Consider the following 24,906-nt stretch of genomic DNA (forward strand, 5'->3'; position numbering starts at 1 on the left):
TCAGCGGGTATAGGGAACCGTGATCGTGGCTTTGCCCAGGCTGTTGGCGTTGGTCATATAGCCAACCACTGCGGCATTGGTGTCCGAGCCAAGATCCAGCTTTTCGACGCCCAGCGCGTGGATAGTGAATTGATAGCGGTGCATTTCGCCCTTGGGCGGGCAGGCACCGCCAAATCCGGTTTTCCCGAAATCCGTTACACTTTCCACCGTGCCTTCGGGCATTTGTCCGCTGGCACCCTGATCAACCGCACGGGTGTCGGCAGGAATGTTGAAGGCTAGCCAATGCCACCAGCCGGAACCGGTCGGCGCATCCGGGTCATAGGCGGTGATGACAAAGCTCTTGGTACCGGCCGGTGGGTTGGTCCAGGAAAGGGCCGGGGAAACATTGCCGCCTTCGCAGCCAAACCCCTTGAAGACATGAATGTCGGCCAGGGGAATCCCCTCTTTGATATCCGGGCTTGTGAGATTGAAATCATCCGCCTGTGCGGCGTTTGCGGCAAGGGACAAGGAGAGGGCGGCAAAAAATGTGGTGGCTGTCTTCATGAATATCCTCCTGAAAGATCGTTTCACGGAGGAGGTTAGGCCGCCACCGGTCAGGCCGCTTTCCCGTCCCGATCAGTCTCTGTCCCGATCCGATCATTTTCTGTGGATGAAAATGTTTCACGGGGCACGCGAATTTCGCGCGGGGTCAGATTGAACCGGTCGCGGAAACTTCTGGAAAAGGCGGAAGGGGTGCCATAACCAGCGGTCAAGGCGATCTCCGTGATCGGTTTGTCACTGGTCATGAGCAGGTCAAGTGCGTGGCTCAGCCGTGCATCCTGCAGGATATCGGAAAAGCTGGTCTCTTCCGCCGAGAGTTTTCGGCGTAAGGTTGCCTCGCTCACCGCCAGCCGTTCGGCGATTTCCCGCGCACGCCAGCGATGTTCGAGATCGGTGAGCAATGTCAGGCGGACCCTTTCCGCGAAGCTGGGTTTATGGCGCAGGAACAGGGGGATGCCCGCCTGCGTCAACCAGATCAGAACTTCTGTCAGGCGATGTTCAGCAATGGCCGCAGGCAGGTCGGGCGTTAGCAATGCATCGACCGCCTGGCGATAGGTTTTGCTGATATCACCGCTGCAGGGCAGTCGCCGGTGATCACTGTTTTCAGCCGATCGGCTGATGTTTGACTGTTCCTGGAACGCCTCGACAAAGTCCGGGCGATAGGCGATGCCCTCAGCGCGGTAAGGGTCGTTGGTACCCGCCGGTTGGTTTTCAAAAGTGATGCTCTCGCCGGCCCGAAATAGGACCAAATCCCCTGTTTTTACGGTTAGTTGGCTGCCGTCCTGCCGGTAAATATGCTTCGCACCGCCCAAAACATGCAGCACGCAATAGGACTGGGTATAAAGTTTCCGGAACCGGGCCGGATTGGCCTGGCAGAGGGTGAAATAGCTTGCCGGCGGCTGGTTGTTTTTCATGTTCATGGCCGTCATTGTAACGGCGAGAGTAAAAAAGGGAAGGGCGCTGGGATTTTATCCAGCGCCCTTGTCTGTTCCCATCGGCCGGTAAGGCGCGCAAAGGGTTATTGGTGCTCAAGCTGGGGAGCTTGGGGAGAGGAAAAGGGGGGAATGGCTGTTAAGGCCAATCCCCCGAGTTCACAGGGAGCACCGTGCCAGGAAGGACTCCTGGCTTACGAACACCCGCTGGTCGCGCCACATGTGACGCATTTCATGCAGGTGCCGTTCCGAACGAGCGTGAAGTTGCCGCAATCGCCGCAGGCATCACCCTCGTAACCCTTCGCGCGCGCTTCCCGGATCCGGTCAAGACGCACGTCAACTTCTTCCTGGACCGTCTCGGTGACGGTTACCACTTGTTCCTGAATTTCCGACAGGGACTGGCCGGTGTCGCCGCCGGTCTGTCCGCCGCTATGTCCATTGCCCAGCTTGGCCACGATGTCGAAACTGTCTTTCGAGCGGATGAAGCCGCGGCTGGTGACTTTCTTGATCGCGGCGATGGCCTGGGCATGTTCGTCCGGCACCGCGCTTTCTTTTTCGCCAAGGCCCATGGAATCCGGATACATATCGCCCGGCTGCACATGCGCAAGATCATCCCGGCTGAGATAGCTGATGGCGAGCTCGCGGAAAATGTAATCCAGGACGGATGTGGCCATTTTGATCGTATCATTGCCTTCGACCAGCCCCTGGGGTTCGAACCGGGTGAAGGTATAGGCATCGACAAATTCCTCCAGCGGCACGCCATATTGGAGGCCGATGGAGATGGCGATGGCGAAATTATTCATCAGGGACCGGAAAGCGGCGCCTTCCTTATGCATGTCCAGGAAGACCTCTCCCACGGAGCCGTCTTCATATTCGCCGGTTCGGATATAGACCTTATGGCCGCCGACAATCGCTTTTTGGGTATAGCCCTTACGGCGGTGGGGCAGCTTGCGCCGTTCGGCCACGCGCTCGACAATGCGCTCGACAATTTTCTCCGCCACGATCGGAGCGGCGGCGGCTGGCGTTGCCTCGGCCAGATCATCCGCCAGATCCTCGTCATCAAGAAGGGCGGAGGCCAAAGGCTGGCTCAGTTTGGAACCGTCGCGATAAAGCGCGTTGGCTTTCAGGCCAAGACGCCAGGAAAGAAGATAGGCGTCCTTGCATTCATCAACGGTCGCACTGTTCGGCATATTAATGGTCTTGGAGATTGCGCCGGAAATGAAGGGCTGGCTGGCCGCCATCATCCGGATATGGCTCTCGGTATTCAAAACACGCTTGCCGATTTTGCCGCATGGATTGGCGCAATCGAAGATCGGCAGATGCGCGTCCTTCAATCCGGGCGCGCCCTCCAGGGTCATGGCCCCGCAGCAATAGAGGTTGGCCAAGTCAATGTCGGCGCGGCTGAAGCCCAGATGGCGCAACAGATTGAAGCTGATGTCATTCAACTGCGCATCGGTGAGGCCCAGGGTTGATTTGCAGAAATCATCCCCGAGGGTCCAGCGGTTAAAGGCGAATTTGATTTCAAAGGCGCTGCCCAGAGCACCTTCGACCGCCTTCAGCTGGTCCTCCCCGAAGCCCTTCTCAGCCAGGGTATCGTGGTTGATGGCCGGTGCGCCTTTCAGCGTGCCATGGCCAACCGCGTAATTGATCATTCCGCGGACCACGTCCTTCGCATAACCGAGATTTTCCAGGGCTTCGGGGACGGTTCTGTTGATAATCTTGAAATAGCCGCCACCGGCCAGTTTCTTGAATTTGACCAGGGCGAAATCGGGTTCGATCCCGGTGGTGTCGCAATCCATCACCAGACCGATGGTGCCGGTGGGGGCAACCACCGAAACTTGCGCATTGCGATAGCCATGTTCTTCGCCAAGGCTCAAGGCCTCATCCCAGCTGGCCATGGCCGCATCAGCCAGGTCCTTGTGCGGGATATTGGCCAGATCCAGGGCAACCGGATTGATGGACAGGCTTTCATAACCTTCAACCTCGCCATAGGCGGCGCGGCGATGGTTGCGCATGACCCGCAGCATGGCGTCGGAGTTATCGCCATAGCCCGGGAAAGCACCCAATTCACCGGCCATTTCGGCGCTGGTGGCATAGGCGGTGCCGGTCAGGACGGCGGAAATGGCACCGCACAGCGCGCGGCCTTCGTCACTGTCATAGGAATAGCCGCTGGCCATCAGCAAGCCGCCGATATTGGCAAAGCCCAGGCCCAATGTGCGATAGCGATAGGAAAGTTCGGCAATCTGCTTGGACGGGAATTGCGCCATCAGCACCGAGATTTCCAAGGCAATGGTCCAGAGGCGCACGCCATGGCGGAAGCTTTCCACATCAAAGCTGCCATCCTCGCGTCGGAAGGTCATCAGGTTCAAGGACGCCAGGTTACAGGCGGTATCGTCCAGGAACATATATTCCGAACATGGGTTGGAGGCATTGATCCGGCCCGAATTGGGGCAGGTATGCCAGTCATTGATGGTTGTGTCGAACTGCAGGCCCGGATCGGCGCTGGCCCAGGCGGCATAGGCGATCTTTTCCCACAATTCCCGGGCGCGCACGGTCTTGGCAACACTGCCGTCGGTGCGGTGAACCAGGTTCCAATCCGCATCATCGGCAACCGCGCGGATGAAGTCATCGGTCAAGCGTACGGTATTGTTGGCATTCTGGCCGGAGACCGTGGCGTAAGCATCCGAATCCCAATCCGTGTCATAGGTCGGGAATTCAATCGAAGCATAGCCCTGGCTGGCAAAATCGATGACGCGCTTGATGTAGTTTTCCGGGATCATCATCCGGCGTGCGGCCTTGGCGGCTTCCTTCAGGACTGGATTGGCCTTAATGTCGAACCGGTCGGCCTCATCCACGCCATCGGCATGACAGGCGGCCATAATGTCATTGAGATGTTTGTTATGCAGCTTGGAACCGGTGACCAGGCTGGCCACTTTCTGTTCTTCCTGAACCTTCCAGATGACGAAATCTTCCACATCCGGATGGTCGATATCGACCACGACCATTTTGGCCGCGCGGCGTGTGGTGCCGCCGGATTTGATCGCGCCCGCCGCCCGGTCGCCGATCTTAAGGAAGCTCATCAGGCCCGATGATTTTCCACCGCCGGACAACAGTTCGCCCTCCCCACGGATTGCGGAGAAATTGGAGCCGGTGCCGGAACCATATTTAAACAAGCGTGCTTCGCGCACCCATAGATCCATGATGCCGTTTTCATGCACCAGGCTGTCTTCAACCGACTGGATGAAGCAGGCATGGGGCTGCGGATGTTCATAGGCCGATTTGGACCGGGTCAGCTTGCCGGTTTGATAGTCCACATAATAATGACCCTGGCCGGGGCCATCGATGCCATAGGCCCAATGCAGACCGGTATTGAACCATTGCGGGCTGTTGGGGGCACACATCTGGCGCGCCAGCATATAGCGCATCTCGTCGAAATAGGCGCGGGCGTCTTCTTCCGCATCGAAATAGCCGCCTTTCCAGCCCCAATAGGTCCAGGTTCCTGCCAAACGGTCAAAGACCTGGGTTGAGGATAGTTCCGGACCAAAACGTTCTTCCTCGGCGATGTCGGCCAGCGCTTTTTCGTCCGGCACACGGCGCCACAGCCATTCCGGCACATCTTTTTCCCGAACCGGCTTCAGGGCGGCGGGAACACCGGCCTTGCGGAAATATTTCTGGGCGATCACATCACTTGCAACCTGGCTCCAGGAAGCGGGGACTTCAATATTTTCAAGCTTGAAAACGACGGTACCGTCTGGATTTTTAATCTCACTGGTCGCGAGACGAAATTCGATAGCTTCGTATGGTGATTCGTTTACTCGCGTATACTGTCGCGCAATCCGCATTACGGACTCCCCTTTCGCCAGGAAGAAGTTGGACTCTCTATTCGATTGTCAGTCCGAACCCGGCCCCAAGCCCCGTCCGAACCGCGGTCCCATGTGCCGGGACCTTTGTTGGGATACCCACATATTGTGTCTAATAACCCTTACACCGTCATCTGATCTGATGACCTCTGACACAACATCTATGCAAGTCGAGATATTTAGCCACAAAATAACTTTGCTCGCAAGTGGTTTCGTCTAGTCTTCCTGAATACATGGGTTTCTCAGTATTCGTAAGTAAAAACAATATAATTGAAGTTTTATTTATAAATAATTAAAAAAGGCCGGAAACGGGCTGTTTTGAACACTATATGTAGTATGTTCTGAAAATGTTGCTTTTCTACATCATATGGTAGTCATCCCGATTCAGGCCGCTTGTTTCCAGTGAGTCGGCTAGGGCGGTGAGCCCCGGCAACCCGGATTGATCCGGGAAAGAAACGTTGGCGGGGGAAGGCAGGAAAAACCGGGTTTAGTCTTTCATGATTTCTTGCCGGGACTGTTTTGCGGCAAAATGACAGTCATGCATGCGCGTGGGGCTGGACGAACCGGCCCGGCAATGTCATATTCGCGCTCGGTTTTTTATGCATAAAGAATAAGGTGGAGCGCGCCATCCATGGCTAACGCAATTACCCGGATGATTACCCTGTTCAGCGGCTCTTTCGTTGGCGAGGATCAGTTTGGCAATAAATATTATCACCAGAAGAAGGCCAAGGCGGGCAGCCGTCGCCGCCGCTGGGTGATTTACAAGGAAAGCGATGAAGGCAGCCGCGTGCCGCCCGAACATAATGCCTGGTTGCACTATACCATCAATGATTTCCCGACCGGCGGCACGGCCAAATCCTGGCAGAAACCCCATGAGCCGAACCATACCGGTACTGAACTGGCCTATCGTCCGCCGGGTCATATCCTGGAAGGTGGCCAGCGCTCCAAGGCGACCGGCGATTACGAAGCCTGGCAGCCGGAATAACCGGGGTATCCTGTTGGACAATCGATTGACGGCCGTGCAGGTAAGGGGGGACGCCAGATCATGAGGATGAAGGAAGAATCACTTCACATGCTGGTTGGTGCGCTGGTCTTTGTGATTGGCGCGGCCTTCATGATCTATGCCTATGCATCCGATGCATCGCCTGGCCGCAATGGCGAGGGCATGCATCTGACCGCGCGTTTTGGTGCGGTAGACGGCATCACCATCGGCAGCCCTGTTCTGTTGGCAGGTATTCCGATCGGCAAGGTGACAGCGCAGGAGCTGGAAGCGGAATCCAAGGCTGCCATCGTTACAATCGCCATCACAGAAGATATCGACCTGCCGATCGACAGCGTGGCACAGGTGGTCAGCGACGGGGTTTTTGGCGGTAAATATATCCGCATCGAACCCGGTGCGGAGCTGGATATGCTCATGGATGGCGATCCATTTGAATTTGTCCAGGATTCCGTGATCATGGAAGAATTGCTGGAATTGATCATCACCCGGGCGGAAGAACGCCGGTCGGTGGCAAAACAGACGATGCAAGAAGTAAATGAAACCGGGGTGGAACAATGAGGCGCAGTGTCATCGAAACGATTTTGGGGGCGGTTGTCCTCCTGGTTGCGGGGTTCTTCCTCACCTTTGCCTATTCCAACACATCGATCAAAACTGTCGATGGTTACCAGGCAACGGCCCGTTTCAATGCCATTGACGGCCTGACCATCGGTTCCGACATCCGCATCGGCGGGGTGAAGGTGGGATCGGTCAGCGGTCAGCATGTGGATGCGGAAATGTATCAGGCTGTTGTCGAACTTTCGATTCAGGATCGGATCCGTCTGCCGGAAGATTCCCAGATCAGTATTTCCTCCAACGGGATTTTGGGCGGAAAATATGTCAAGATCACGCCGGGCAGCAGCGATGTGATGGTGGAAAATGGCGGTGAGTTTTCCAATACCGAAGATGTGCTCTCCATGGAAGACCTGATCGGTCGGGCGATTTTCCTGATCAACGAAGACACTCAATAAATATCAGGCGGGAACGGATGACCGGCAGCAAGGATCACCCGCAGGCCTGGCATCCGGACAGCTACCAGAAAAATGCTGGCTTTGTAGCGGCACTTGGGGTGCCGGTTTTGGATCTCTTGGCCCCCCAGGCCCATGAGGATATCCTGGACCTGGGATGCGGTGACGGGGTCCTGACCGAAGCGCTGGTTCGGCGTTGTCGGTCCGTCACGGGGATTGATGCCAGCCCGGAACAGATTGAAGGTGCGCGTTCCAAAGGCCTGGATGCGCATGTCATGGACGGGCAGGCAATCCAGCTTAACGGCAAATATGATGCGGTCTTCTCCAATGCGGCATTGCATTGGATGGTTGATGCCGATGCCGTGATTCATGGAGTTCGCGGCGTGTTGAAGCCCGGTGGCCGTTTTGTCGGCGAATTTGGGGGGCACGGCAATGTGCATCACATACGAACCGCTCTGGAGCGCGCGCTGGATGATCGCGGGTTTAATGGTGCCTCTTTCAATCCCTGGTTCTTCCCATCGGTCGAAGAGTATGAGGCCCGCCTTAAATCGGCCGGATTTCTTGTGGATACCATTCAACTGATCGACCGTCCGACGGAACTGCCGGGCGACGTGACCGGTTGGCTCGCGACATTTGCGGAAAGCTATCTTGATGCGTTGCCTGCAGGCGAGCGGGATGATTATATCGCGGATGTGCGCGCAATGCTGGAACCGGTTCTCAAACGCCCGGACGGTCAATGGTTTGCCGATTATGTGCGTTTGCGTTTTGCCGCGCACCTACCGGAGGAAGTATGAAGAAGATGCGAATGCGGACTGCCCTGGCCCCACTGGGGGCCATGACCCTGCTGGCTGGCCTTGCTTTTCAGGCCGGGGCCGAACCGCGCAATACGGTCATCATGCAGGGCCTGGACAAAGTGACGGCCAGGGTTTCCACCTTTGAAGCGGCTATTGACCAGCCGGTAAGTTTTGGTGCCCTGACCATCACGCCGCGCCATTGCGACAGGACCCCGCCGGAAGAGGCGCCGGAATCGGCGGCCTTTCTGGAAATCTGGGAACAGAAACGCGGCGATGAAGAGGCCCTGAGCCTGTTCAATGGCTGGATGTTTGCCTCCAGCCCGGCGCTCTCGGCGCTGGAACATCCGGTCTATGACGTCTGGGTGCTGGAATGTGTGGATCGGGAAGCTGGCACGGCGGCGCCTGCAGAAGAAACCAACGAGCAATAGAAAATTCCGGACGCGCAATGGTTTTACCAAATGAGGCCCCGGCTCTTTTTCTTGTCTGTGGCAAGATCGCATCCGGGAAGACAACCCAGGCACAAAAGCTTGCAGAAGAAACCGGGCGGATTTTGATTGCGGAGGATGCCTGGCTCTCCGGACTATATCCTGAGGAAATCCACTCCATTCCCGATTATGTGAAATACGCGCATCGTTTTCGAGGTCAGATGGAAGGACATATTATTGACCTGTTGAAGGCTGGCCTCTCCGTCGTTCTGAATTTCCCGGCCAACACACCGGAAATCCGATCCTGGATGCGGGAGATCGCGGAGCGGGCCGAAACGCGTCATGAACTTCACTGTCTGGATGTTGAAGACGAAGTTTGCAAACAGCGCATGATCCGGCGCAATGAGGCTGGCGGCCATGAATTCGCGCCATCGCCGGAACAGTTTGATGTGATCACCAGCTATTTTGTCCCGCCGTCCGCAGCCGAAGGCCTGGTGGTCAAAGTTCATCGACAGTGACAGGAGAATCTGATCAGGCGGAAGCCCGGCGCGCGCTGCCTGTGATCGACCTGGAGAAACGCAGAATTGCAAACAGTGAACCGGCCAGGATCACGACCGTGAACCAGGCGGCCCCATGCCAGCTGAATTGATCGATCGTGGCCCCCATCAGGGGCGGCAGGGTGACCGCGGAAAACTCATTGAACTGGGTGAAGAGACCCTGGATGATCGCCATTGAAAGACCCTGGGCTGCGACGGCCGGCAGCAGGGCGAAACCGGCCCCTCCGACGACGCCCTGGCCGAAGAAGAAAAGACCTGTTGCGGCGATAGCCAGCGCTGGCCCCGGACCGCTGAGCAGGGAAACAGATGTCATCCCCAGCAGGATCAGGGCTCCGGAAAACAGGGTGGGGCCGGACCAGCCCCTGGCCATCAGGGCACCCGCCGTCACACTGCCGATACAACCGCCGATGATGGAGCCCAGCCCCATCAGGGTGGCTGCATCAATCACTTGCCAGCTGCTCAACTCAATCAGCGCACTAGGCAGGAAGAGGGCCACTGCCTGGGTGCCGCCGGCAAAGAGCGCAAAAGCCAGCGAGATATACAGGGCCGGCGCATTGCGCAGGACCGGGCCGATAGCGGTATCAGCCCTGGCGGGTTTGCTGTCGCCATTCTCCCGGCGCAGGAACAGCAAACCGATCATGCAAAGCGTACTCGGCAGTATGGAGGCCAGTATGACCGGTTGCCAGCCATGATCTTCAATCATGGCCCCGGCCAACCAGGCCCCAAGCGCCACACCGACCGGCACAAAGGTGCCCCAGATACCCATGACCAGATGCAGCGCCGGGCCGCTGACCAGGGCGCACATCATGCCGGGGCAGGCGGTTACTACTACCAGATAGCCAAAGCCTGAGAGAAAGCGGCACAGGTATAAAATCTCGAGGGAGGGGGCGGTGGACAGGCCGACGGTGCCCAGGATCAGCAGGATGGATCCGATGATCAGGGCCTGCTTGTAACCGGCCCTGGCGATCCAGGCTCCGGCAAAGGTGCCGCATATGGCACCTGCGCCTGTGATCAGGGAAGAGGCCAGCGCTATGGCTGATTTATCCGCCTGAAAAGCCTGTTGCAGGGCCGGCACCATGGGGCTGAACAGGCCCAGCTGCATGGCGGCGAACATGCCCGCGCCATAAAGGATGGTGATGTCGAAAATGAGACGTTTATTGCCCATGGTCCTTCCCCGGTTTTGACAGGCGCAAACCCTAAATCGTATAGCGGGAAGACCCAACGTATAAAACATACATGTCTTGAGACGGTTGGGTTAGAAATGCCGTCTGTAGGAAGGCGGCAGAGCGTCAAAGGCCTGACCGTCTATGCTGGTGGTCAAGCGGCCGTAGGATCCGTCATCCAGGCGGATGCGTTCCCATAAGACATGCTGGGGCTTGACCCGCATCGGCGGCCCGTCGCGACCCTGGACCGGAAAGGCCAGGCAATCGATACCGTCATCCCACCATCCAAGATCGTCCAAGGCTGCTTCGGCGGCGGCGATTTCTTCCGTGGCGTAGCGCCAGAGCGATTGGCCCATGAGGTCCGTTCCCTGCCGTTGCCATTCGTCGAGCCGGGTTTGTGAGGTTGCCAACAAACGGTGGGATCGGTCCTCAACGATATGAACGGAATCGCGTGAACTCTGGATCAGGCGTTTTAACACGCCATCGAGCCCGGTCCGGCCCTGGCCTGTTATCATCGCCTCAAGGATGCGCAGGATATGGGGAGACGGGGCCTGCTGGCCCTGTTCCCAGCGTGAGACACTCGCCTGCGTGACACCCAGCGTCTCCGCCAGGCTGTCCTGCTTGATCTCTTGCGCACGCCGCCAGCGTCGCAATTCTTTTCCATCGAAAGCATTCTGCATGGTCCAGATGGTATCAGGCGGGGCTGGAAAAGAAAACGGGCGGCTAATGCAGCCGCCCGTTTCGGTTTGGGTCATGTGGCTTCCGCTGCCGCCAGCCGTTCATCACGTTGGCGGATCAATGTCTGGCGTCTGGAGACATAGCTGGCCACCAGCACACCGACCGTCACCAACCCAACCAGAATGGTAGAGATGGCGTTGATCTCCGGTGTCACGCCTAAGCGTACCGACGAATAGATCTTCATCGGCAGGGTGGTGGAGCCGGGGCCGCTGGTGAAGCTGGCAATCACCAGATCATCGAGCGACAGGGTGAAGGAGAGCAGCCAGCCCGAGACAACCGCCGGCATGATGATCGGCAGGGTCACGGTAAAGAAGGTCCGCATCGGTGGGCAGCCCAGATCCAGGGCGGCTTCTTCAATGGACTGGTCAAAAGTCACCATGCGCGACTGCACAACAACCGCCACATAACACATGGAAAAGGTGATATGGGCGATGGTGATGGTCAAGAAGCCGCGATCCAGCGAGATGGCCACAAACATCAGAAGCAGTGAGAGGCCCGTGATCACTTCCGGCATCACCAACGGCGCATAGATCATGCCGGAAAACAGCAGGCGGCCGCGGAAGGATCCGAACCGCACCATGACCAGGCCTGCAATGGTGCCCAGAATGGTGGCGAAGGTGGATGAGACCACAGCAATCTTCAATGTCATCCAGGCCGCGTCCATCAAGCCTTCGTTGCGGATCATCTCACCATACCATTTGGTGGAAAATCCGCCCCAGACGGTGACCAGCTTTGATTCGTTAAAGCTGAACAGCACCAGCAGCAGGATCGGCAGATAGAGAAAGCTGAATCCCATCACCAGCGAGACGATATTGAAGGGGGATAATCCTTTTCTCATGAATTAGGCCTCCTTCTTCGCGTTGTTTTCCTGCATCCGCTGGAAGGCCACAATGGGCACGATCAGCAGCAGCAGCAGGATCACGGCAACAGCACTGGATACCGGCCAGTCGCGGTTATTGAAAAACTCCGCCCAGAGCGTCTTACCGATCATGATGGTTTCCGATCCGCCCAACAGATCCGGGATGACAAATTCGCCGACGGCTGGAATGAAGACCAGGAAACAGCCGGCCACGATGCCGGGCAGGGACAGGGGCAGGGTCACGACCCAAAAGGCTTTCAGCGGATGACAGCCGAGATCGGCCGCCGCTTCCAGCAGGCTTTCATCCATCTTTTCCAGGGTCGCATATAGCGGCAGCACCATGAAGGGCAGGTAGGAATAGATAATCCCGATATAGACCGCCGTGTCAGTGTTCAGGATGGTGAGCGGCTCATCAATGATGCCGGTCGACATCAGCGCCAGGTTCAACAGGCCTTCCTTCTTCAGGATGCCGATCCAGGCATAGACCCGGATCAGGAAACTGGTCCAGAAAGGCAGGATAACCATCATCAGCAGCATGGTGCGGTATTGGACCGGAGCGCGGACCATTCCATAGGCGATCGGATAGCCCACCAGCAATGTCAGGAAGGTGGAGACAGAGGCGATCTGGAGGCTGCTCAGGTAGGAATTGATATAGAGATCGTCTTCCAGCAGGAAGAGATAATTATAGATGTTCAGCTTGACCGAGAGATAAGCCTCTTCGATCTCCATATCCCAGAGGATTTCAAATAGCGGGGTATAGGGCGGGATTGCGCTGGCAATCTCGGCAAAGCTGATCTTGAGCACGATCAGGAACGGGCTCAGGAAAAAGGCCAGCAGCCAGGCATAGGGAAGCGCGATCACCGCGCCCCGGCCGGTCACGGCAACGCCGGCCAGCAGGATCGCCAGCACCAGCCACAGAGGCCAGAGGCCGGGCAGGGACCAGGCGGCAAAAAACAGGATCAGGGCGAACAGCAGGGTCCGTCCGATCGGCAGCGGCCGCAGATTGGCCAGCCACCGATAAGGCGGGATCAGCATAAGCCGGGCATGCAGCCCGGCAATCCGGCCGGTCTGCGCGATGGCGCCGCTGATGAATTGGGTCGAATCAACCATTCGGTCATCCCCCCTCAGCTCAACAGCACGACACCGGCATCCGGTGCCCAGGTGACATAGACCCGGTCATCCCAGGTGATCTTGCGTTCTACCACGCGTTCCTTGTTGGTGCGGGCCATGGTCACCATGGTGCCACTGTCCAGTTTGATATGATAAATTGATAGATTGCCCAGATAGCCAATATCCCAAACCTGGCCGGTCATGCAGTTGGTGTTGGGATCGTCGGGGGCTTCCAAGTTAATATACATTTTCTCGGGCCTGACCGCGACCCAGACAGTGGCGCCATCGGCGGCGTCAATCCCATGGTCGGCGCGGATGGTGCAGCCGGCTTCCTGGGACTGGATCAGCACATGGTCGCGTGCATTTTCGGCGACCCGCCCTTCAAAAATATTCACTTCGCCAAGGAAATTCGCCACATAGCGGGAATTGGGGACTTCGTATATCTCGGTCGGGGTGGCGGTCTGGATGATCCGCCCATGATCCATCACCGCAATGCGCGAGGACACGGTCATGGCCTCTTCCTGGTCATGGGTCACGATCACGAAGGTGATGCCGGTTTCTTCCTGAATATTCATCAGTTCGAATTGGGTCCGGGTGCGCAGTTTTTTATCGAGCGCGCCTAGCGGCTCATCCAGCAGCAGCATCTTGGGCTTTTTCACCAAGCTGCGCGCGAGCGCCACACGCTGGCGCTGGCCGCCGGACAGCTGATGGGGCTTGCGTTTGGCGAATTGTTCCAATTGGACCATCGAGATGACTTCATCGACTCGGGTCTTGATTTCGGGCGAAGGAACCCCGTCCTGTTTGAGACCGAAGGCAATATTCTTTTCCACATTCATATGCGGGAAAAGCGCGTAGGACTGGAACATCATATTCACCGGCCGCAGATAGGGCGGCACTTTGGACATATCCTCACCATCCAGCAGGATCCTGCCGCTGGTCGGTTGCTCAAATCCTGCCAGCATGCGCAGCAATGTGGTCTTGCCACAGCCACTGGGGCCGAGCAGTGAGAAGAACTCGGATTTGAAGATATCCAGCGAGATATTATCGACCGCGGTGAAGTCCCCAAATTTCTTGGTGACATTTTCCAGCCGGATATAGGGCTCCTGACTGGGATCTTTCCAGGCCTCGACAGTTGTTTGCCGATTGTTGCCAGACGGGATGGCTGTCATCATTAACCCCTTGAAAAAACGTTCTTATGATCCGGCACCATGGCGGTCTACTGAACCATGGTGCCGGATAGAAACCACCGCTGTTACTGGGCGCTTTTCACCTTGGTCCACAGACGGGTCACCGTCCGCTGGATTTTCGGCGGATAAGGGGTGGTGGTGTAGAGGCGTTTCAGGGCCTCTTCGGTCGGATAGATCGCCGGATCGCCGATAAGGTCTTCTTCGAGCATCGGCTGGGAGGCCTTGTTGCCGTTGGCGTAATAGACATAGTTGGTGGCCTTGGCGATCACGTCGGCGTCCATTATATAATCAATGAATTTATGAGCCGCTTCGGCGTTGGGCGCATCAGCCGGGATCGCCATCATGTCAAACCACATCAGCGCGCCTTCCTTCGGCACGGAATAGACAACCGTGTTGCCGGTTTCATTTTCGTCGGCGCGGAACTGGGCCTGGAAGATGTCACCGGACCAGCCGACAGCCATGCAGATGTCCCCATTGGCAAGGGCGGCAATATATTCGGAGGAATGGAATTTCTGGATGTAGGGGCGGATCTTGTCCAGAACCGCCTCGGCCTTGCGGATCACCTTTTTATCGTGGCTGTCCGGATCTTCCCCCAGATAGTTCAGGGCGGCCGGGATCAGTTCATCGGCGGCGTCCAGGACGTGAATGCCGCAATCGGCGAATTTGGAAACCACATCCGGATTAAAGAACATATCCCAGGAATCAACCGGTGCGTCCGGCATGCGTTCCTTGATTTTTTCTTCCACATACCCGATGCCGGTGGTGCCCCACATATAGTTGACGGCATATTCGTTGCCGGGGTCATAGGTGGCGGTGCGTTCCTGTACCATGTCCCACAGATTGCCGTAATTGCTCAGCTTGGACTTGTCGAGCTTCTGGAACACACCTGCCTTGATCATGCGTTGCAGGAACGTCGCAGAGGGGACGACCACGTCGTAACCAGATCCCCCGGCCAACATCTTTGTTTCAAGGACATCGTTGGAATCGAATACGTCATATACAACCTTGATGCCGGTTTCCTTTTCGAAATCGGCCAGGATCGATTCATCAATATAGTCGGACCAGTTATATACATTCACCACATCATTCGCGGCGACTGCCATCTGCGCGCTCAGCACGGTGGCGGTCACACCGGCGATGGTGTTCCGGATGATTTTTCTGTCGATTTTCATCGCTTGCTCCCTGTTTTATCAAATTCACGATGGTTGGTGGATCTGTGCCGCACACCGGCACGAAAAAGCCTCAATAACGCCTGCTATAAGATACACCCCCTTTAGCTCGATGACACTATGCTATGTTGTTAAGTCACATGTCCAAAACGGTTTTTTCCGCTTTCATGGGCACCGGCGCGATGACCGCGCCATCCCGGCCGATATGGCGCGGAAAGCAGAGTGACAGGAAACCGGCCATGATCCGCCAGGCTTCTGTCGGGTTGAATTTTCTGTGCGGCATAACCAGGGAATGCCACAGCCCTTCCGCGGTTGATTCCAGCCCTCTGGCCATTTGTTCCGGCACCAGGTCATATTGGCCGGCCTGGATGATCTCCCGGCAGAGGCGCAATGTGGTGCGGTAGCGGTCATCATCCCGCTCGCCGCATAGTTCCGAATAGACCGGGCGCGATTTTGCCTCGCCCCAAAAGGCAAACCAGACCGCCAGGTTGCGCGGATTGCATATCATGGGATCAAAATCCGCCTCAAAAATCTTCACCAGCCGCGTCACGGCGTCAGGTGCGGCCTTATGATAGCGCTCCAGCCAGTGATTGCGATAGCGCCGGGACAGATGCTGCAGGGTCTCGGTGAGCAGGATTTCCTTGGATTGGAAATGAAAGTTCACGATGCCCCGGGACAGGCCGGCCCCTTTGGCGACATCGGCAATGGTAGTGTCGTTCAAACCACGTTCGGCGATTGAATCCATGGTCGATTCAATCAGCTCGCGGCGGCGCTTTGCCTTGATGGTTTCCCGGTTGCCGGCACTGATCCCGGCAGGGGCGGGTGTGGTCTTTTCAACGGCAGCCACAATGCCTCCTGTTCATTATATTTTGATCACATTTTTCAAAAACCATATATAAACTGCGGTTCATGCGCAAACAAATTATTGAACGAGGGTTCAGTTTTTTGTGGACGGCAAGACGGCGGCATGACAATCTGTGATCACATTTCGGGGCATATTTGCGGATAACCCCCCGAAAAAATAACAAAGAAGTTGAACAGGTGAGTTGGAATTTTGGTGATGGCTGGTCTGCGGTCTCTTTATCACGAAAGTCTCTATGACACGGCATTGGTGCCCAGCTATTGGGAGGAATCCTATGGGGCACGCCAGGATCATGGCACGATGCTGGAAGGGGACGCGGAATGTGATGTAGCGATTATCGGCGGTGGCTATACCGGCCTGTCAGCGGCACTGCATCTGGCCCGTGATTTTGGCATTGATGTGGCGGTGTTGGAATCCGGGCCCATGGGCTGGGGGGCGTCAGGCCGCAATGGTGGCTTCAACTGTCTGCCTGCCAGCAAAATGACAACCAATCAGATGATCCGGAAATACGGTCTGGATGATACCAAAGCTTTTTGGCGGGCCCAGTTGGACGGCGTGGATCTGGTGGAAGAATTGGCCCAGAGCGAGGGTTTTGAGATTGACCGCCAGGGCGATGGCAATCTGGAAGTGGCGCACCGTCCGGGCATGATGGCGGAATTGCAAGAGGCGGCTGATCAGATGACGCGCCTTTTTGGCATCGAAACCCGGACCTTTTCGGCAGGGGCGTTTGCCGAAATCGGCTATCGGTCGACTGAACAGTTCGGCGCGCTGCACATGAAAGCGGGCTATGCCCTCAATCCGCTGAAATTGGCACTGGGCCTGGCGGGAGCGGCGGAGCGTCACGGCGTTCGCCTGCACCCCCATTCGACGGTGACAGGCTGGCGTAAGGACGGGGCCTGGCATCTCCTGGAAACTGCGACGGGTTGCCTGCGGGCCAAACGGGTGCTGATGGCGACCAACGGCTTCACCCGGGAAGGCATGCATAAATCCTTTGATGACCGTCTGCTGCCGGTGCAAAGCAATATCATCACGACGCGCGCCCTTAGCCCGGAGGAACTGGCGGCCCATAACTGGCAAGTCGAAGAGCCGATCTGCAACACCCGCAACATGCTGTTTTATTTCCGGATGCTGAAAGATCGCCGCCTGTTGTTTGGTGCACGCGGCGACTGGACCGGCCGGCCGGAGGATGGCCGGAAGATGAAAGCCTGGATGATCAAACGCCTGGGCGAGGTGTTTCCCCATTGGCGCGATGTGGAGATCAGTCATTATTGGCGCGGGCTTGTTTGCATGTCCCAGAAACTAGCCCCCTCGCTTGGCCGTGATGAGGCGGATCCCAGCCTGTTTTACAGCTACGGCTATCATGCCAACGGTGTGAATACCGCGCCTTGGTCCGGGCGGGCGATGGCCCGCCTTATCGCCGGACAGGAAGGGGCTGATGCAGCCATTCCCGCCGTCATGAAAGGCACAGCCAGCCGGTTTCCGTTTGCCGGTCTGCGGATTTGGTATCTGCGCGCGGCGGCCTCCTGGTATCGGTGGCAGGATGACCGTCAGTTATGGCCGCGAAACTGACAAATAATTCAAATTCAAGTATCGAGTGACAAGGTGAGAGACATGACCCATCCCCAGCATACCGGATCCTATTATGCCGCGACAGCAATCGGTGACCATGAGCGACCGCGGTTAAAGGGCGAGAAGAATGTGGATATCTGCGTGATCGGCGGCGGGTTCACCGGTCTCTCTTCGGCCCTGCATCTGGCGGAGAAGGGCTATTCCGTGGTGCTGTTGGAAGGCCAGCGGTTGGGCTGGGGGGCATCCGGGCGCAATGGCGGGCTTGTTTGCACAGGCCAGCGCAAGGATCAGGCGGAGTTGGAAGAACTGGTGGGGATGGAGGATGCCCGCCTGCTTTGGGATTATTCCGAAGAGGCCAAGCGGGTTCAAAAAGCGCTGATCGACAAATATCAGATCCCTTGTGACTATAAGCCCGGCATTTTGACCTGCGCCTATAAGAAATCCCATGTACCGGAACTGGCGGAGCATGCGGAGCATCTCAACAAGCATTATGGCTATGACCAGATCCGCGCCGTGGATGATGCGGAAATGCATGAAATGCTGGCGACGCCCCTTTATTATGGCGGCTGCATTGATATGGGGGCGGCGCACCTGCATCCCTTGAATTATGCGTTGGGCCTGGCCGGGGCTGCTGAACAGGCAGGGGCAGAGCTGTTTGAGGATTCCCAGGTGCTGTCCCTGGATCGTTCGGCTAATGGCAATGTGGCCAAAACCGCCGAAGGGGTGGTGAAATCCAAATATGTGGTGGTCGCCTGCAATGGCTATCTGGGCAAATTGGTCCCGGAAATCGCGCCATCCATCATGCCGATCAACAATTTCATGGTGGCGACAGAAAGCCTGGGGGAAGAGGGCGCGCGCGCCCTGATCCGTGATGATGTGGCAATCGATGCTACTAAATTCGTGGTCGATTATTACCGCTGCTCTGCCGATCACCGGCTTCTTTTTGGCGGGGGGGAGAATTATTCCTCGAACTTCCCCGCCGACATCAAAGGCTTTGTCCGCAAATATATGCTGGATGTCTTCCCGCAGCTCAAAGATGTGAAACTGGAATATGGCTGGGGCGGCACCCTTTCCATCACTATGAACCGCATGCCGGCCTTTGGCCGTCTGGATCACGGCCTGTTTTATGCGCAGGGCTTTTCCGGCCAGGGCGTTCTGTTGACCACCATGGCGGGCAAGGTGATCGCAGAAGCGGTCTCCGGCACGGCAGAACGGTTCGATGTTTTCGCCAGGGTCCCGACCCGGAATTTCCCCGGCGGTACTTTGCTGCGCTATCCGGGCTTGGTGGCTGGCATGCTCTATTATTCCATGCTGGATAAGTTGGGGAATTAAGGCTGATCTTCCTCTGTTTTGATGTGATTAAATAGGTTACTATATTTAATTAATCTTATATTAAGATGAAGTAGGCAAATTGACAGTCGGATGAAAGGCTTTGGTGGCATTAGTACGCAAGGGGGCGTCAAGCCATGGCAAGCTTTCAACAGGTCCTTGATCGACCTTCCAATTCCTTCACCGAAGATGATGTTGTAAAGGCATTGAATGCCTGCAAGGCGGGGCTGCTCTTTCTGGACGGAGGGCGGACAATCTGTGCTTTCAACGATTTTTTTGAAAAAATGATCACCCCTCCAGAAGGGCCGACTATCCTGGAAGTCGGCATTGACTGCGAAGAATTGATTTGGCGGGTGGTTCAATATGGCTTGGTACCTTCCGCTCTTCCGAACCCGTCGGGATGGCTTGAAAAGAACCTACCGAGAATGCTCTCCGACGAAGATGAATATGATTTAATCCTCAATAATCACCGGATATTGACGCTTCGTGTGATCCGGATTTCGGATGACCGTCAGATAATGACTGCAGTTGATAAGACAGACATGATGGAGCTGGAAAAGCGCAGCGGAGAGATTTGGGGTAATCTGGAAGCGGCGCTGGACGGTATGAGCGAGGGGTTCTGCGTCCTGGATAAGGAAATGAAGGTCGCTTTATGGAACGATAAATTCTATTCCTTCCTCGAATTGCCCGATCATCTGCATGGCCCGGGAGTATTATTTGACGATATTTTGGTGGAGATTGCCAAATACAAAGAACTCTCGGGTGAAAAGGCCGGCGCGGCTGGTATTGACGAGGTCCGTACCAGAGGAACTTGTGAGGCGGGCACCCTTTATGTTGAGACAAGTTCCGGGCGGAAGGTTGAGATCCGTTTCGGGGAATCACCGCGTGGCGGCCTCATTGTGCTGGCGCTGGATATCACCAGGCAAAAGCGGATAGAAAAGGCCCTGGCCTACAGTTACCGCTCACTGCTTTCGGTCGTGGACGCGGTGCCCGCCATAATCGACTCGAAAGATGCAGAGGGGCGCTATCTTTTTGTGAATGATGGGTTTGTCCGGCATTCCGGAATCGCGCGCGAGGAGGTGGTCGGCAAAACCTCTGAGGAGCTTTTTGGCGGGGTTGGCGGTCGCTGGATGGATTTACTGGATAGCCATCTGATCCAAAGCCATGCAGATAGCTATACGGTGGAAGAGACCTTCGGGTTTCCCAACAGCAGCGTGAAAAACTGGTTAACAAAGAAAGCCGTGACCACGGGGGGTGAGGGGATGCCCCCCAGTGTTTTAACGGTACGCTTTGATGTATCGGATAAGATTGATGCGGAACTCCAGCTGGATCGCGCTATTCATAACGATTCCCTTACAGGTCTTCCTAATCGCGACAGTTTGAGTGAACATTTGCAGGAAACACTGGACCAATATGAAGGAAGTGAGCATCGTTTTGGTCTGATTTTCATCCATATTTCCGGTTTCTCACGCGTGAATGTGGCGCTGGGTCACCATTATGGCGACAGATTGTTGAAGATTTTGTCTGAGCGGTTGGTAAACATAATCAGGAAAGATGATTTTCTCGCGCGCAGCGGAGGGAATGAATTTGCGATTTTGTCCTATCAGATTAACGGTCGCGAGTCGCTTTGCCAGTTCTCTCAGAGGATCAGGTCTGTGATTGAGGCACCGATAGAATTGGATGGACAGATTGTCCATGTGACCGGGCGGATCGGTATCTCAATTTATCCACAGAACGGCACAGAGAAGAACCAGCTCCTGCGAGCGGCCGATTTGGCACTCCAGTCAGCGGTAGGTAGTCCGGAACAATGCAGCTGTTTTTATCTTCAGGACGCCTATAGCGATATTAAGCACCTGCTGAAACTTGAGAATGCCCTGCGGACGGCGGATTATGACCAGGAATTTCAGGTTCATTATCAGCCGCAATTCAGTTTGGTGACCGGCAAGCTTGTTGGTTGTGAAGCGCTGCTGCGTTGGCGGCAGCCTGTATTGGGCTGGGTATCCCCCACGGAATTCATACCGGTGGCAGAGGAATGTGGGGCGATCTTCGATCTTGGCCGCTGGGTTTTGGAGACCGTGTGCCGGGATATGCAAAGCTGGCATGACAAAGGGGGCGAGGGGTGCCGGGTAGCAGTCAACTATTCGGGCGTGCAGTTTTTCGGCGGGCATCTGGTGGAGGACCTTGAAGGTATTCTTGGCGGCTATAACATCAACCCTGGCCTGCTACAGGTTGAGGTTACAGAAAATGTCGCGATGCAGGACATGGATGCAGCCTCAGAAACACTGAAAAAGATCAAGGAATTGGGTGTGCGTTTGTCGATTGATGATTTTGGCACCGGTTATTCCTCGCTTTCCTACCTCAAATCATTGCCATTTGACGAGTTAAAGGTCGACAAGAGCTTCGTCGATGATTTGCCGGAGGATAACAGTTGTGTCTCCGTTGTTCGCTCTATAATCGCCCTTGGCCACAATCTGGGGATGTCTGTTTTGGCGGAAGGGGTGGAAGACAAAGCTCAGCGTTCCTGCCTTCGTGAGGCTGGGTGCGATGACGCCCAAGGTTATTTTTTCGCCCGACCGCTTCCAAAAACAGAATTCGAAAAGATGCTATCGGATGCCGGTTAAGGCTTTCCGGTCGATTACTCTGGGGACTCCGGAATGGCGACCGGGGCGACCACGATATCCATCTCAGCACCTTCTTCCCGGTCCATAATGCGTACCGTGGCAAACCGGTTGCCCTGGACATAGGTGATGGAGGTGCGCCGGGAACGCAGGATGGCGGTTTCCTCCCAGCCCATCTTAGGCATTTCAGAGCGCATGAATTCCACGAACTGGACCGATTGGTAATCTTCGGAAAAAAGCACCACCTGGCCGTTCCAGTTATTATCCTGGCCTGCAATTACGGTGTCGGACAAAACAACATTCACCCCGTCGGGAATCGGCAGGCCAGGGATGCGCATCACCGGATCAGGCATCTCACGTACAACTGTTGCCGCCTTGGGGTCGCTGGAAAGAACCTCTCCTGCGCTGGCTACGGGGCCACGGTCTTCGGTCGTGCCGGGCACCTGGCATGCAGCTAGCAGTGCGGCAGCTGTGGTTAGGGCAAAAATAGAGCGTAGCGACGGATGGTTGGGACGAAGCACGTGAAAGGCCCTCTATAAAACACAGAGAATAGTGGACCTTAAAAAAATGCGATTCGGCCTGCCTGTGCAAGCGGAACAGAACAAATCAGGAAGCCGAAAGTGAGGCCAGGTAATCCACCACTTCGTTGCGGGTATAGCCATCCTTGAAAAAGGCACTATGCTGCAGGGCTTCGGCCAGACGGTTGCGATAGTCGCTGCGCGGGATCTCGACAGCGCCGAACCGTTCCAGATGCTTGGTGATGAACTGGCTGTCCAATAGATGGTAATTGGCATATTTCAGCCGTGCCACCAGATGGACCAGGGCCACCTTGCTAGCGTCGCGTTCCCGGCTGAACATGCTTTCCCCGAAAAAGGCCGCGCCCAGCGAGACGCCATAAAGCCCGCCAACCAATTCATGACCCCGCCAAACCTCAATGGAATGGGCATGGCCCATATGATGAAGCGCGGTATAGAGGGTCAGGATCTTGTTATTGATCCATGTCCTGGGGCGCCGGTCGGTCGATTCCGCGCAGCCATCCATCACTCCTTCGAAATCATGGTTGATGGTGACGGTGAATTTTCCGCTGCGGATGGTTTTCTTCAATCGCCGGGGTACATGGAATTTATCCAGCGGGATGATCCCGCGCATCCGGGGATCAATCCAGAAAAGGTCCGGGTCGTCGTGATCTTCCGCCATGGGAAAGACGCCGACCGCATAGGCCTTCAGCAGCATATCAGGTGTCAGATCAAGTGGTTCCATGCGTGAAGTATAGAGCCTCAATCGTTGACGATTTCTAAATATTAACTGATTCGCATAAAAAACGCGCCTGAAATATCAGGCGCGTTTTCCAAAATTCAAGGTCGGGGGAACGGGCCTTATTTGAGGCCCATCAACTTCTCCAGCCAATGGACGTTATAATCGCCCTTGATGAAGTCCGGTTCCTCGATCAGCTTCTGGTGAAGCGGGATGGTGGTCTCGATGCCGCCGATCACATATTCACCCAGGGCCCGGCGCAGACGGGCCAGGCATTCCTCACGGCTGACCCCATGCACGATCAGCTTGGAGACCAGGCTGTCATAATAGGGCGGGATCGAATAGCCGGTATAGAGATGAGAATCGACCCGCACGCCCAGGCCGCCGGGCTGATGATAATCAGAAATCAGTCCCGGAGACGGCATGAAGGTTTCCGGATGCTCGGCGGTGACACGGCATTCGATCGAATGGCCGTTCAACACGATATCATCCTGGGTCTTGGACAGTTTTTCACCGGCCGCAACACGGATCTGTTCCTGCACCAGGTCGACGCCGCAGATCATTTCCGAAATCGGATGCTCCACCTGAAGGCGGGTATTCATTTCGATGAAGAAAAACTCGCCATCCTCATAAAGGAATTCGATGGTGCCGGCGGATTTGTAACCCAGCTTTTTCATCGCATCGGTCACGGTCTTGCCGATCTTGGCGCGGATCTCATCGGAAATCGCAGGAGACGGAGCCTCCTCGATCACCTTCTGATGGCGGCGCTGTACAGAACAGTCACGCTCGCCCAGATGGATACAGCCACCCTGGCCATCTCCGATCAACTGAACCTCGATATGGCGCGGGTTGCCGAGATAGCGCTCGATATAGACCGCATCATCACCAAAGGCCGCTTTGGCTTCCGTCCGGCAGATGGAGAGCGCCTCGGGTACCTCCGCCAGGCTGTTGGCCACTTTCATGCCGCGACCTCCGCCACCGGCAGCTGCCTTGATGATCAGCGGGAAGCCGGTAGCCTTGGCAATTTCCATGGCTTCTTCATCAGTGGTCACCCCACCGTCGGACCCAGGCACCACGGGGATGCCTAATTTCTTGGCGGTTTCTTTTGCTTCGATCTTGTCCCCCATGACGCGCATATGATCCGCGCTGGGGCCGATGAAGGTGATGCCGTGATCTTCCACCATTTCGGCGAAATCGGCGTTTTCCGATAGGAAACCGACACCCGGATGGATGGCATCGGCGCCCGTGATATTGGCAGCGGTCAGGATGGCGGCCTTGTTCAGGTAGGAATCCTTCGGGGCCGGCGGGCCGATACAGACCGCCTCATCCGCCAGACGCACATTCATGGCGTCTTCATCCGCCGTGGAATGGATGGCAACCGTCTGGATGCCCATCTCCTTACAGGCGCGATGGATGCGCAGCGCAACCTCACCCCTGTTTGCGATCAAGACCTTTTTAAACATTATTCGACAATCACCAGCGGCTGGCCAAATTCAACCGGCTCGGAATCGGCAACCAGGATGGCCTTGACGGTGCCGGCTTTGGTGGCCGGGATCTGGTTCATGACCTTCATCGCCTCGACGATCATCAGGGTCTGGCCTTCGGCCACCTGATCGCCAACACTGACGAAATTCGGTTTGCCCGGCGCGGCGGCCAGATAGGCGGTGCCGACCATCGGGGACTTCACGGCACCCGGATGGTTTGCGTTGTCAGCGGCGGGCGCTTCTGCGGCCGGTGCCGTCGGTGCGGCAGCCGGGGCTGCTGCGGCCACTGGGGCGGGGGCTGCGGGAAGGGCTACGGCCTGGGCGACCCCACCACGGCTCAGCCGGATGGAATAATCACCATGTTCAATTTCGACTTCGGTAAGTCCCTTGTCTTCCATCAGATCGGCAATCTTGCCGACCTGTTCCGCATCAAAGCTGATTTTAGCCATAAC

The 24,906-nt window shown here is 56.3% G+C and carries 23 protein-coding genes; 9 read left to right on the forward strand and 14 right to left on the reverse strand.

From position 1 onward, the window contains the following. The 3 genes from DFP90_RS14350 to DFP90_RS14360 form a co-directional block, all read right to left on the reverse strand. Positions 1-543, reverse strand: a complete 543-nt coding sequence (locus DFP90_RS14350; protein ID WP_115937175.1) for a YbhB/YbcL family Raf kinase inhibitor-like protein — start codon at positions 541-543, stop codon at positions 1-3. Between the two features lie 50 nt (positions 544-593). Further along, complete coding sequence (locus tag DFP90_RS14355; protein WP_181905366.1) at positions 594-1,454, reverse strand: AraC family transcriptional regulator; 861 nt, start codon at positions 1,452-1,454, stop codon at positions 594-596. Positions 1,455-1,666: 212 nt separating this feature from the next. Continuing rightward, complete coding sequence (locus DFP90_RS14360; RefSeq protein ID WP_115937177.1) at positions 1,667-5,314, reverse strand: vitamin B12-dependent ribonucleotide reductase; 3,648 nt, start codon at positions 5,312-5,314, stop codon at positions 1,667-1,669. A gap of 649 nt (positions 5,315-5,963) precedes the next feature. Here DFP90_RS14360 and DFP90_RS14365 point away from each other — a divergent pair. The 6 genes from DFP90_RS14365 to DFP90_RS14390 are packed head-to-tail and all read left to right on the forward strand — an operon-like array spanning position 5,964 to position 9,073. Continuing rightward, positions 5,964-6,317, forward strand: a complete 354-nt coding sequence (locus tag DFP90_RS14365; RefSeq protein ID WP_115937178.1) for an NADH:ubiquinone oxidoreductase subunit NDUFA12 — start codon at positions 5,964-5,966, stop codon at positions 6,315-6,317. Positions 6,318-6,377: 60 nt separating this feature from the next. Further along, on the forward strand, positions 6,378-6,890 hold the full coding sequence (locus DFP90_RS14370) for an MlaD family protein (protein ID WP_115937179.1): 513 nt from the start codon (positions 6,378-6,380) through the stop codon (positions 6,888-6,890). Next, a complete protein-coding gene (gene mlaD / locus DFP90_RS14375) occupies positions 6,887-7,339 on the forward strand; it encodes an outer membrane lipid asymmetry maintenance protein MlaD (protein WP_115937180.1) in 453 nt (150 codons plus the stop codon). Before DFP90_RS14370 ends, mlaD begins: the two co-directional genes overlap by 4 nt. A gap of 17 nt (positions 7,340-7,356) precedes the next feature. After that, a complete protein-coding gene (locus DFP90_RS14380; protein ID WP_115937181.1) occupies positions 7,357-8,130 on the forward strand; it encodes a class I SAM-dependent methyltransferase in 774 nt (257 codons plus the stop codon). A 5-nt stretch (positions 8,131-8,135) separates the two neighbouring features. After that, positions 8,136-8,558: a DUF2155 domain-containing protein gene (locus DFP90_RS14385; RefSeq protein ID WP_342767804.1), complete on the forward strand. Its 423-nt coding sequence runs from the start codon at positions 8,136-8,138 to the stop codon at positions 8,556-8,558. A gap of 17 nt (positions 8,559-8,575) precedes the next feature. Beyond that, positions 8,576-9,073 carry a P-loop nucleotide/nucleoside kinase family protein gene (locus tag DFP90_RS14390; protein WP_115937182.1) on the forward strand — a complete coding sequence of 166 codons (498 nt, stop codon included), beginning with the start codon at positions 8,576-8,578 and terminating at the stop codon, positions 9,071-9,073. Between the two features lie 13 nt (positions 9,074-9,086). Here the strand turns inward: DFP90_RS14390 and DFP90_RS14395 are convergent, their stop codons facing one another. From DFP90_RS14395 to DFP90_RS14425, 7 genes are all read right to left on the reverse strand, one after another. Next, the gene (locus DFP90_RS14395) at positions 9,087-10,277 is read right to left on the reverse strand and encodes an MFS transporter (protein ID WP_181905367.1); all 1,191 of its coding nucleotides are present in this window, start codon (positions 10,275-10,277) and stop codon (positions 9,087-9,089) included. 90 nt (positions 10,278-10,367) lie between these two features. Further along, complete coding sequence (locus DFP90_RS14400) at positions 10,368-11,030, reverse strand: helix-turn-helix domain-containing protein (protein ID WP_245957080.1); 663 nt, start codon at positions 11,028-11,030, stop codon at positions 10,368-10,370. Continuing rightward, the gene (locus DFP90_RS14405) at positions 11,027-11,851 is read right to left on the reverse strand and encodes an ABC transporter permease subunit (protein ID WP_115937184.1); all 825 of its coding nucleotides are present in this window, start codon (positions 11,849-11,851) and stop codon (positions 11,027-11,029) included. Before DFP90_RS14405 ends, DFP90_RS14400 begins: the two co-directional genes overlap by 4 nt. A gap of 3 nt (positions 11,852-11,854) precedes the next feature. Continuing rightward, a complete protein-coding gene (locus tag DFP90_RS14410) occupies positions 11,855-12,982 on the reverse strand; it encodes an ABC transporter permease subunit (RefSeq protein ID WP_245957081.1) in 1,128 nt (375 codons plus the stop codon). Between the two features lie 14 nt (positions 12,983-12,996). Further along, complete coding sequence (locus DFP90_RS14415; protein ID WP_245957082.1) at positions 12,997-14,154, reverse strand: ABC transporter ATP-binding protein; 1,158 nt, start codon at positions 14,152-14,154, stop codon at positions 12,997-12,999. 80 nt (positions 14,155-14,234) lie between these two features. Then, positions 14,235-15,341 carry a polyamine ABC transporter substrate-binding protein gene (locus DFP90_RS14420; RefSeq protein WP_115937186.1) on the reverse strand — a complete coding sequence of 369 codons (1,107 nt, stop codon included), beginning with the start codon at positions 15,339-15,341 and terminating at the stop codon, positions 14,235-14,237. Positions 15,342-15,474: 133 nt separating this feature from the next. Further along, positions 15,475-16,185: a TetR family transcriptional regulator C-terminal domain-containing protein gene (locus DFP90_RS14425; RefSeq protein WP_115937187.1), complete on the reverse strand. Its 711-nt coding sequence runs from the start codon at positions 16,183-16,185 to the stop codon at positions 15,475-15,477. 213 nt (positions 16,186-16,398) lie between these two features. On the opposite strand from DFP90_RS14425, the gene DFP90_RS14430 reads away from it, so the two are divergent. From DFP90_RS14430 to DFP90_RS14440, 3 genes are all read left to right on the forward strand, one after another. After that, positions 16,399-17,769 carry an NAD(P)/FAD-dependent oxidoreductase gene (locus DFP90_RS14430; protein ID WP_115937188.1) on the forward strand — a complete coding sequence of 457 codons (1,371 nt, stop codon included), beginning with the start codon at positions 16,399-16,401 and terminating at the stop codon, positions 17,767-17,769. Positions 17,770-17,811: 42 nt separating this feature from the next. Then, complete coding sequence (locus DFP90_RS14435) at positions 17,812-19,101, forward strand: NAD(P)/FAD-dependent oxidoreductase (protein WP_115937189.1); 1,290 nt, start codon at positions 17,812-17,814, stop codon at positions 19,099-19,101. A gap of 134 nt (positions 19,102-19,235) precedes the next feature. Next, on the forward strand, positions 19,236-21,719 hold the full coding sequence (locus DFP90_RS14440; protein WP_115937190.1) for an EAL domain-containing protein: 2,484 nt from the start codon (positions 19,236-19,238) through the stop codon (positions 21,717-21,719). 14 nt (positions 21,720-21,733) lie between these two features. Here DFP90_RS14440 and DFP90_RS14445 read toward each other — a convergent pair whose 3' ends face one another. The 4 genes from DFP90_RS14445 to accB form a co-directional block, all read right to left on the reverse strand. Continuing rightward, positions 21,734-22,237, reverse strand: a complete 504-nt coding sequence (locus tag DFP90_RS14445; RefSeq protein ID WP_147301019.1) for a hypothetical protein — start codon at positions 22,235-22,237, stop codon at positions 21,734-21,736. Between the two features lie 85 nt (positions 22,238-22,322). Next, positions 22,323-22,976, reverse strand: coding sequence for a leucyl/phenylalanyl-tRNA--protein transferase (gene aat, locus DFP90_RS14450; RefSeq protein WP_115937192.1), 654 nt, complete (start codon positions 22,974-22,976; stop codon positions 22,323-22,325). Positions 22,977-23,092: 116 nt separating this feature from the next. Next, positions 23,093-24,433 carry an acetyl-CoA carboxylase biotin carboxylase subunit gene (accC, locus tag DFP90_RS14455; RefSeq protein WP_115937193.1) on the reverse strand — a complete coding sequence of 447 codons (1,341 nt, stop codon included), beginning with the start codon at positions 24,431-24,433 and terminating at the stop codon, positions 23,093-23,095. Beyond that, a complete protein-coding gene (gene accB / locus DFP90_RS14460) occupies positions 24,433-24,903 on the reverse strand; it encodes an acetyl-CoA carboxylase biotin carboxyl carrier protein (protein ID WP_115937194.1) in 471 nt (156 codons plus the stop codon). Before accB ends, accC begins: the two co-directional genes overlap by 1 nt. Between the last annotated feature and the right edge of the window lie 3 nt (positions 24,904-24,906).

It is taken from the genome of Aestuariispira insulae (assembly GCF_003385955.1).
GTDB lineage: Bacteria > Pseudomonadota > Alphaproteobacteria > UBA8366 > Aestuariispiraceae > Aestuariispira > Aestuariispira insulae.

Coding starts and splice junctions, on each gene's coding strand:
- DFP90_RS14350 (WP_115937175.1), bottom strand. CDS start 543: ATGAAGACAGCCACCACATTTTTTGCCGCCCTCTCCTTGTCCCTTGCC.
- DFP90_RS14355 (WP_181905366.1), bottom strand. CDS start 1,454: ATGAAAAACAACCAGCCGCCGGCAAGCTATTTCACCCTCTGCCAGGCC.
- DFP90_RS14360 (WP_115937177.1), bottom strand. CDS start 5,314: ATGCGGATTGCGCGACAGTATACGCGAGTAAACGAATCACCATACGAA.
- DFP90_RS14365 (WP_115937178.1), top strand. CDS start 5,964: ATGGCTAACGCAATTACCCGGATGATTACCCTGTTCAGCGGCTCTTTC.
- DFP90_RS14370 (WP_115937179.1), top strand. CDS start 6,378: ATGAGGATGAAGGAAGAATCACTTCACATGCTGGTTGGTGCGCTGGTC.
- mlaD (WP_115937180.1), top strand. CDS start 6,887: ATGAGGCGCAGTGTCATCGAAACGATTTTGGGGGCGGTTGTCCTCCTG.
- DFP90_RS14380 (WP_115937181.1), top strand. CDS start 7,357: ATGACCGGCAGCAAGGATCACCCGCAGGCCTGGCATCCGGACAGCTAC.
- DFP90_RS14385 (WP_342767804.1), top strand. CDS start 8,136: ATGCGAATGCGGACTGCCCTGGCCCCACTGGGGGCCATGACCCTGCTG.
- DFP90_RS14390 (WP_115937182.1), top strand. CDS start 8,576: ATGGTTTTACCAAATGAGGCCCCGGCTCTTTTTCTTGTCTGTGGCAAG.
- DFP90_RS14395 (WP_181905367.1), bottom strand. CDS start 10,277: ATGGGCAATAAACGTCTCATTTTCGACATCACCATCCTTTATGGCGCG.
- DFP90_RS14400 (WP_245957080.1), bottom strand. CDS start 11,030: ATGACCCAAACCGAAACGGGCGGCTGCATTAGCCGCCCGTTTTCTTTT.
- DFP90_RS14405 (WP_115937184.1), bottom strand. CDS start 11,851: ATGAGAAAAGGATTATCCCCCTTCAATATCGTCTCGCTGGTGATGGGA.
- DFP90_RS14410 (WP_245957081.1), bottom strand. CDS start 12,982: ATGGTTGATTCGACCCAATTCATCAGCGGCGCCATCGCGCAGACCGGC.
- DFP90_RS14415 (WP_245957082.1), bottom strand. CDS start 14,154: ATGATGACAGCCATCCCGTCTGGCAACAATCGGCAAACAACTGTCGAG.
- DFP90_RS14420 (WP_115937186.1), bottom strand. CDS start 15,341: ATGAAAATCGACAGAAAAATCATCCGGAACACCATCGCCGGTGTGACC.
- DFP90_RS14430 (WP_115937188.1), top strand. CDS start 16,399: ATGGCTGGTCTGCGGTCTCTTTATCACGAAAGTCTCTATGACACGGCA.
- DFP90_RS14435 (WP_115937189.1), top strand. CDS start 17,812: ATGACCCATCCCCAGCATACCGGATCCTATTATGCCGCGACAGCAATC.
- DFP90_RS14440 (WP_115937190.1), top strand. CDS start 19,236: ATGGCAAGCTTTCAACAGGTCCTTGATCGACCTTCCAATTCCTTCACC.
- aat (WP_115937192.1), bottom strand. CDS start 22,976: ATGGAACCACTTGATCTGACACCTGATATGCTGCTGAAGGCCTATGCG.
- accC (WP_115937193.1), bottom strand. CDS start 24,433: ATGTTTAAAAAGGTCTTGATCGCAAACAGGGGTGAGGTTGCGCTGCGC.
- accB (WP_115937194.1), bottom strand. CDS start 24,903: ATGGCTAAAATCAGCTTTGATGCGGAACAGGTCGGCAAGATTGCCGAT.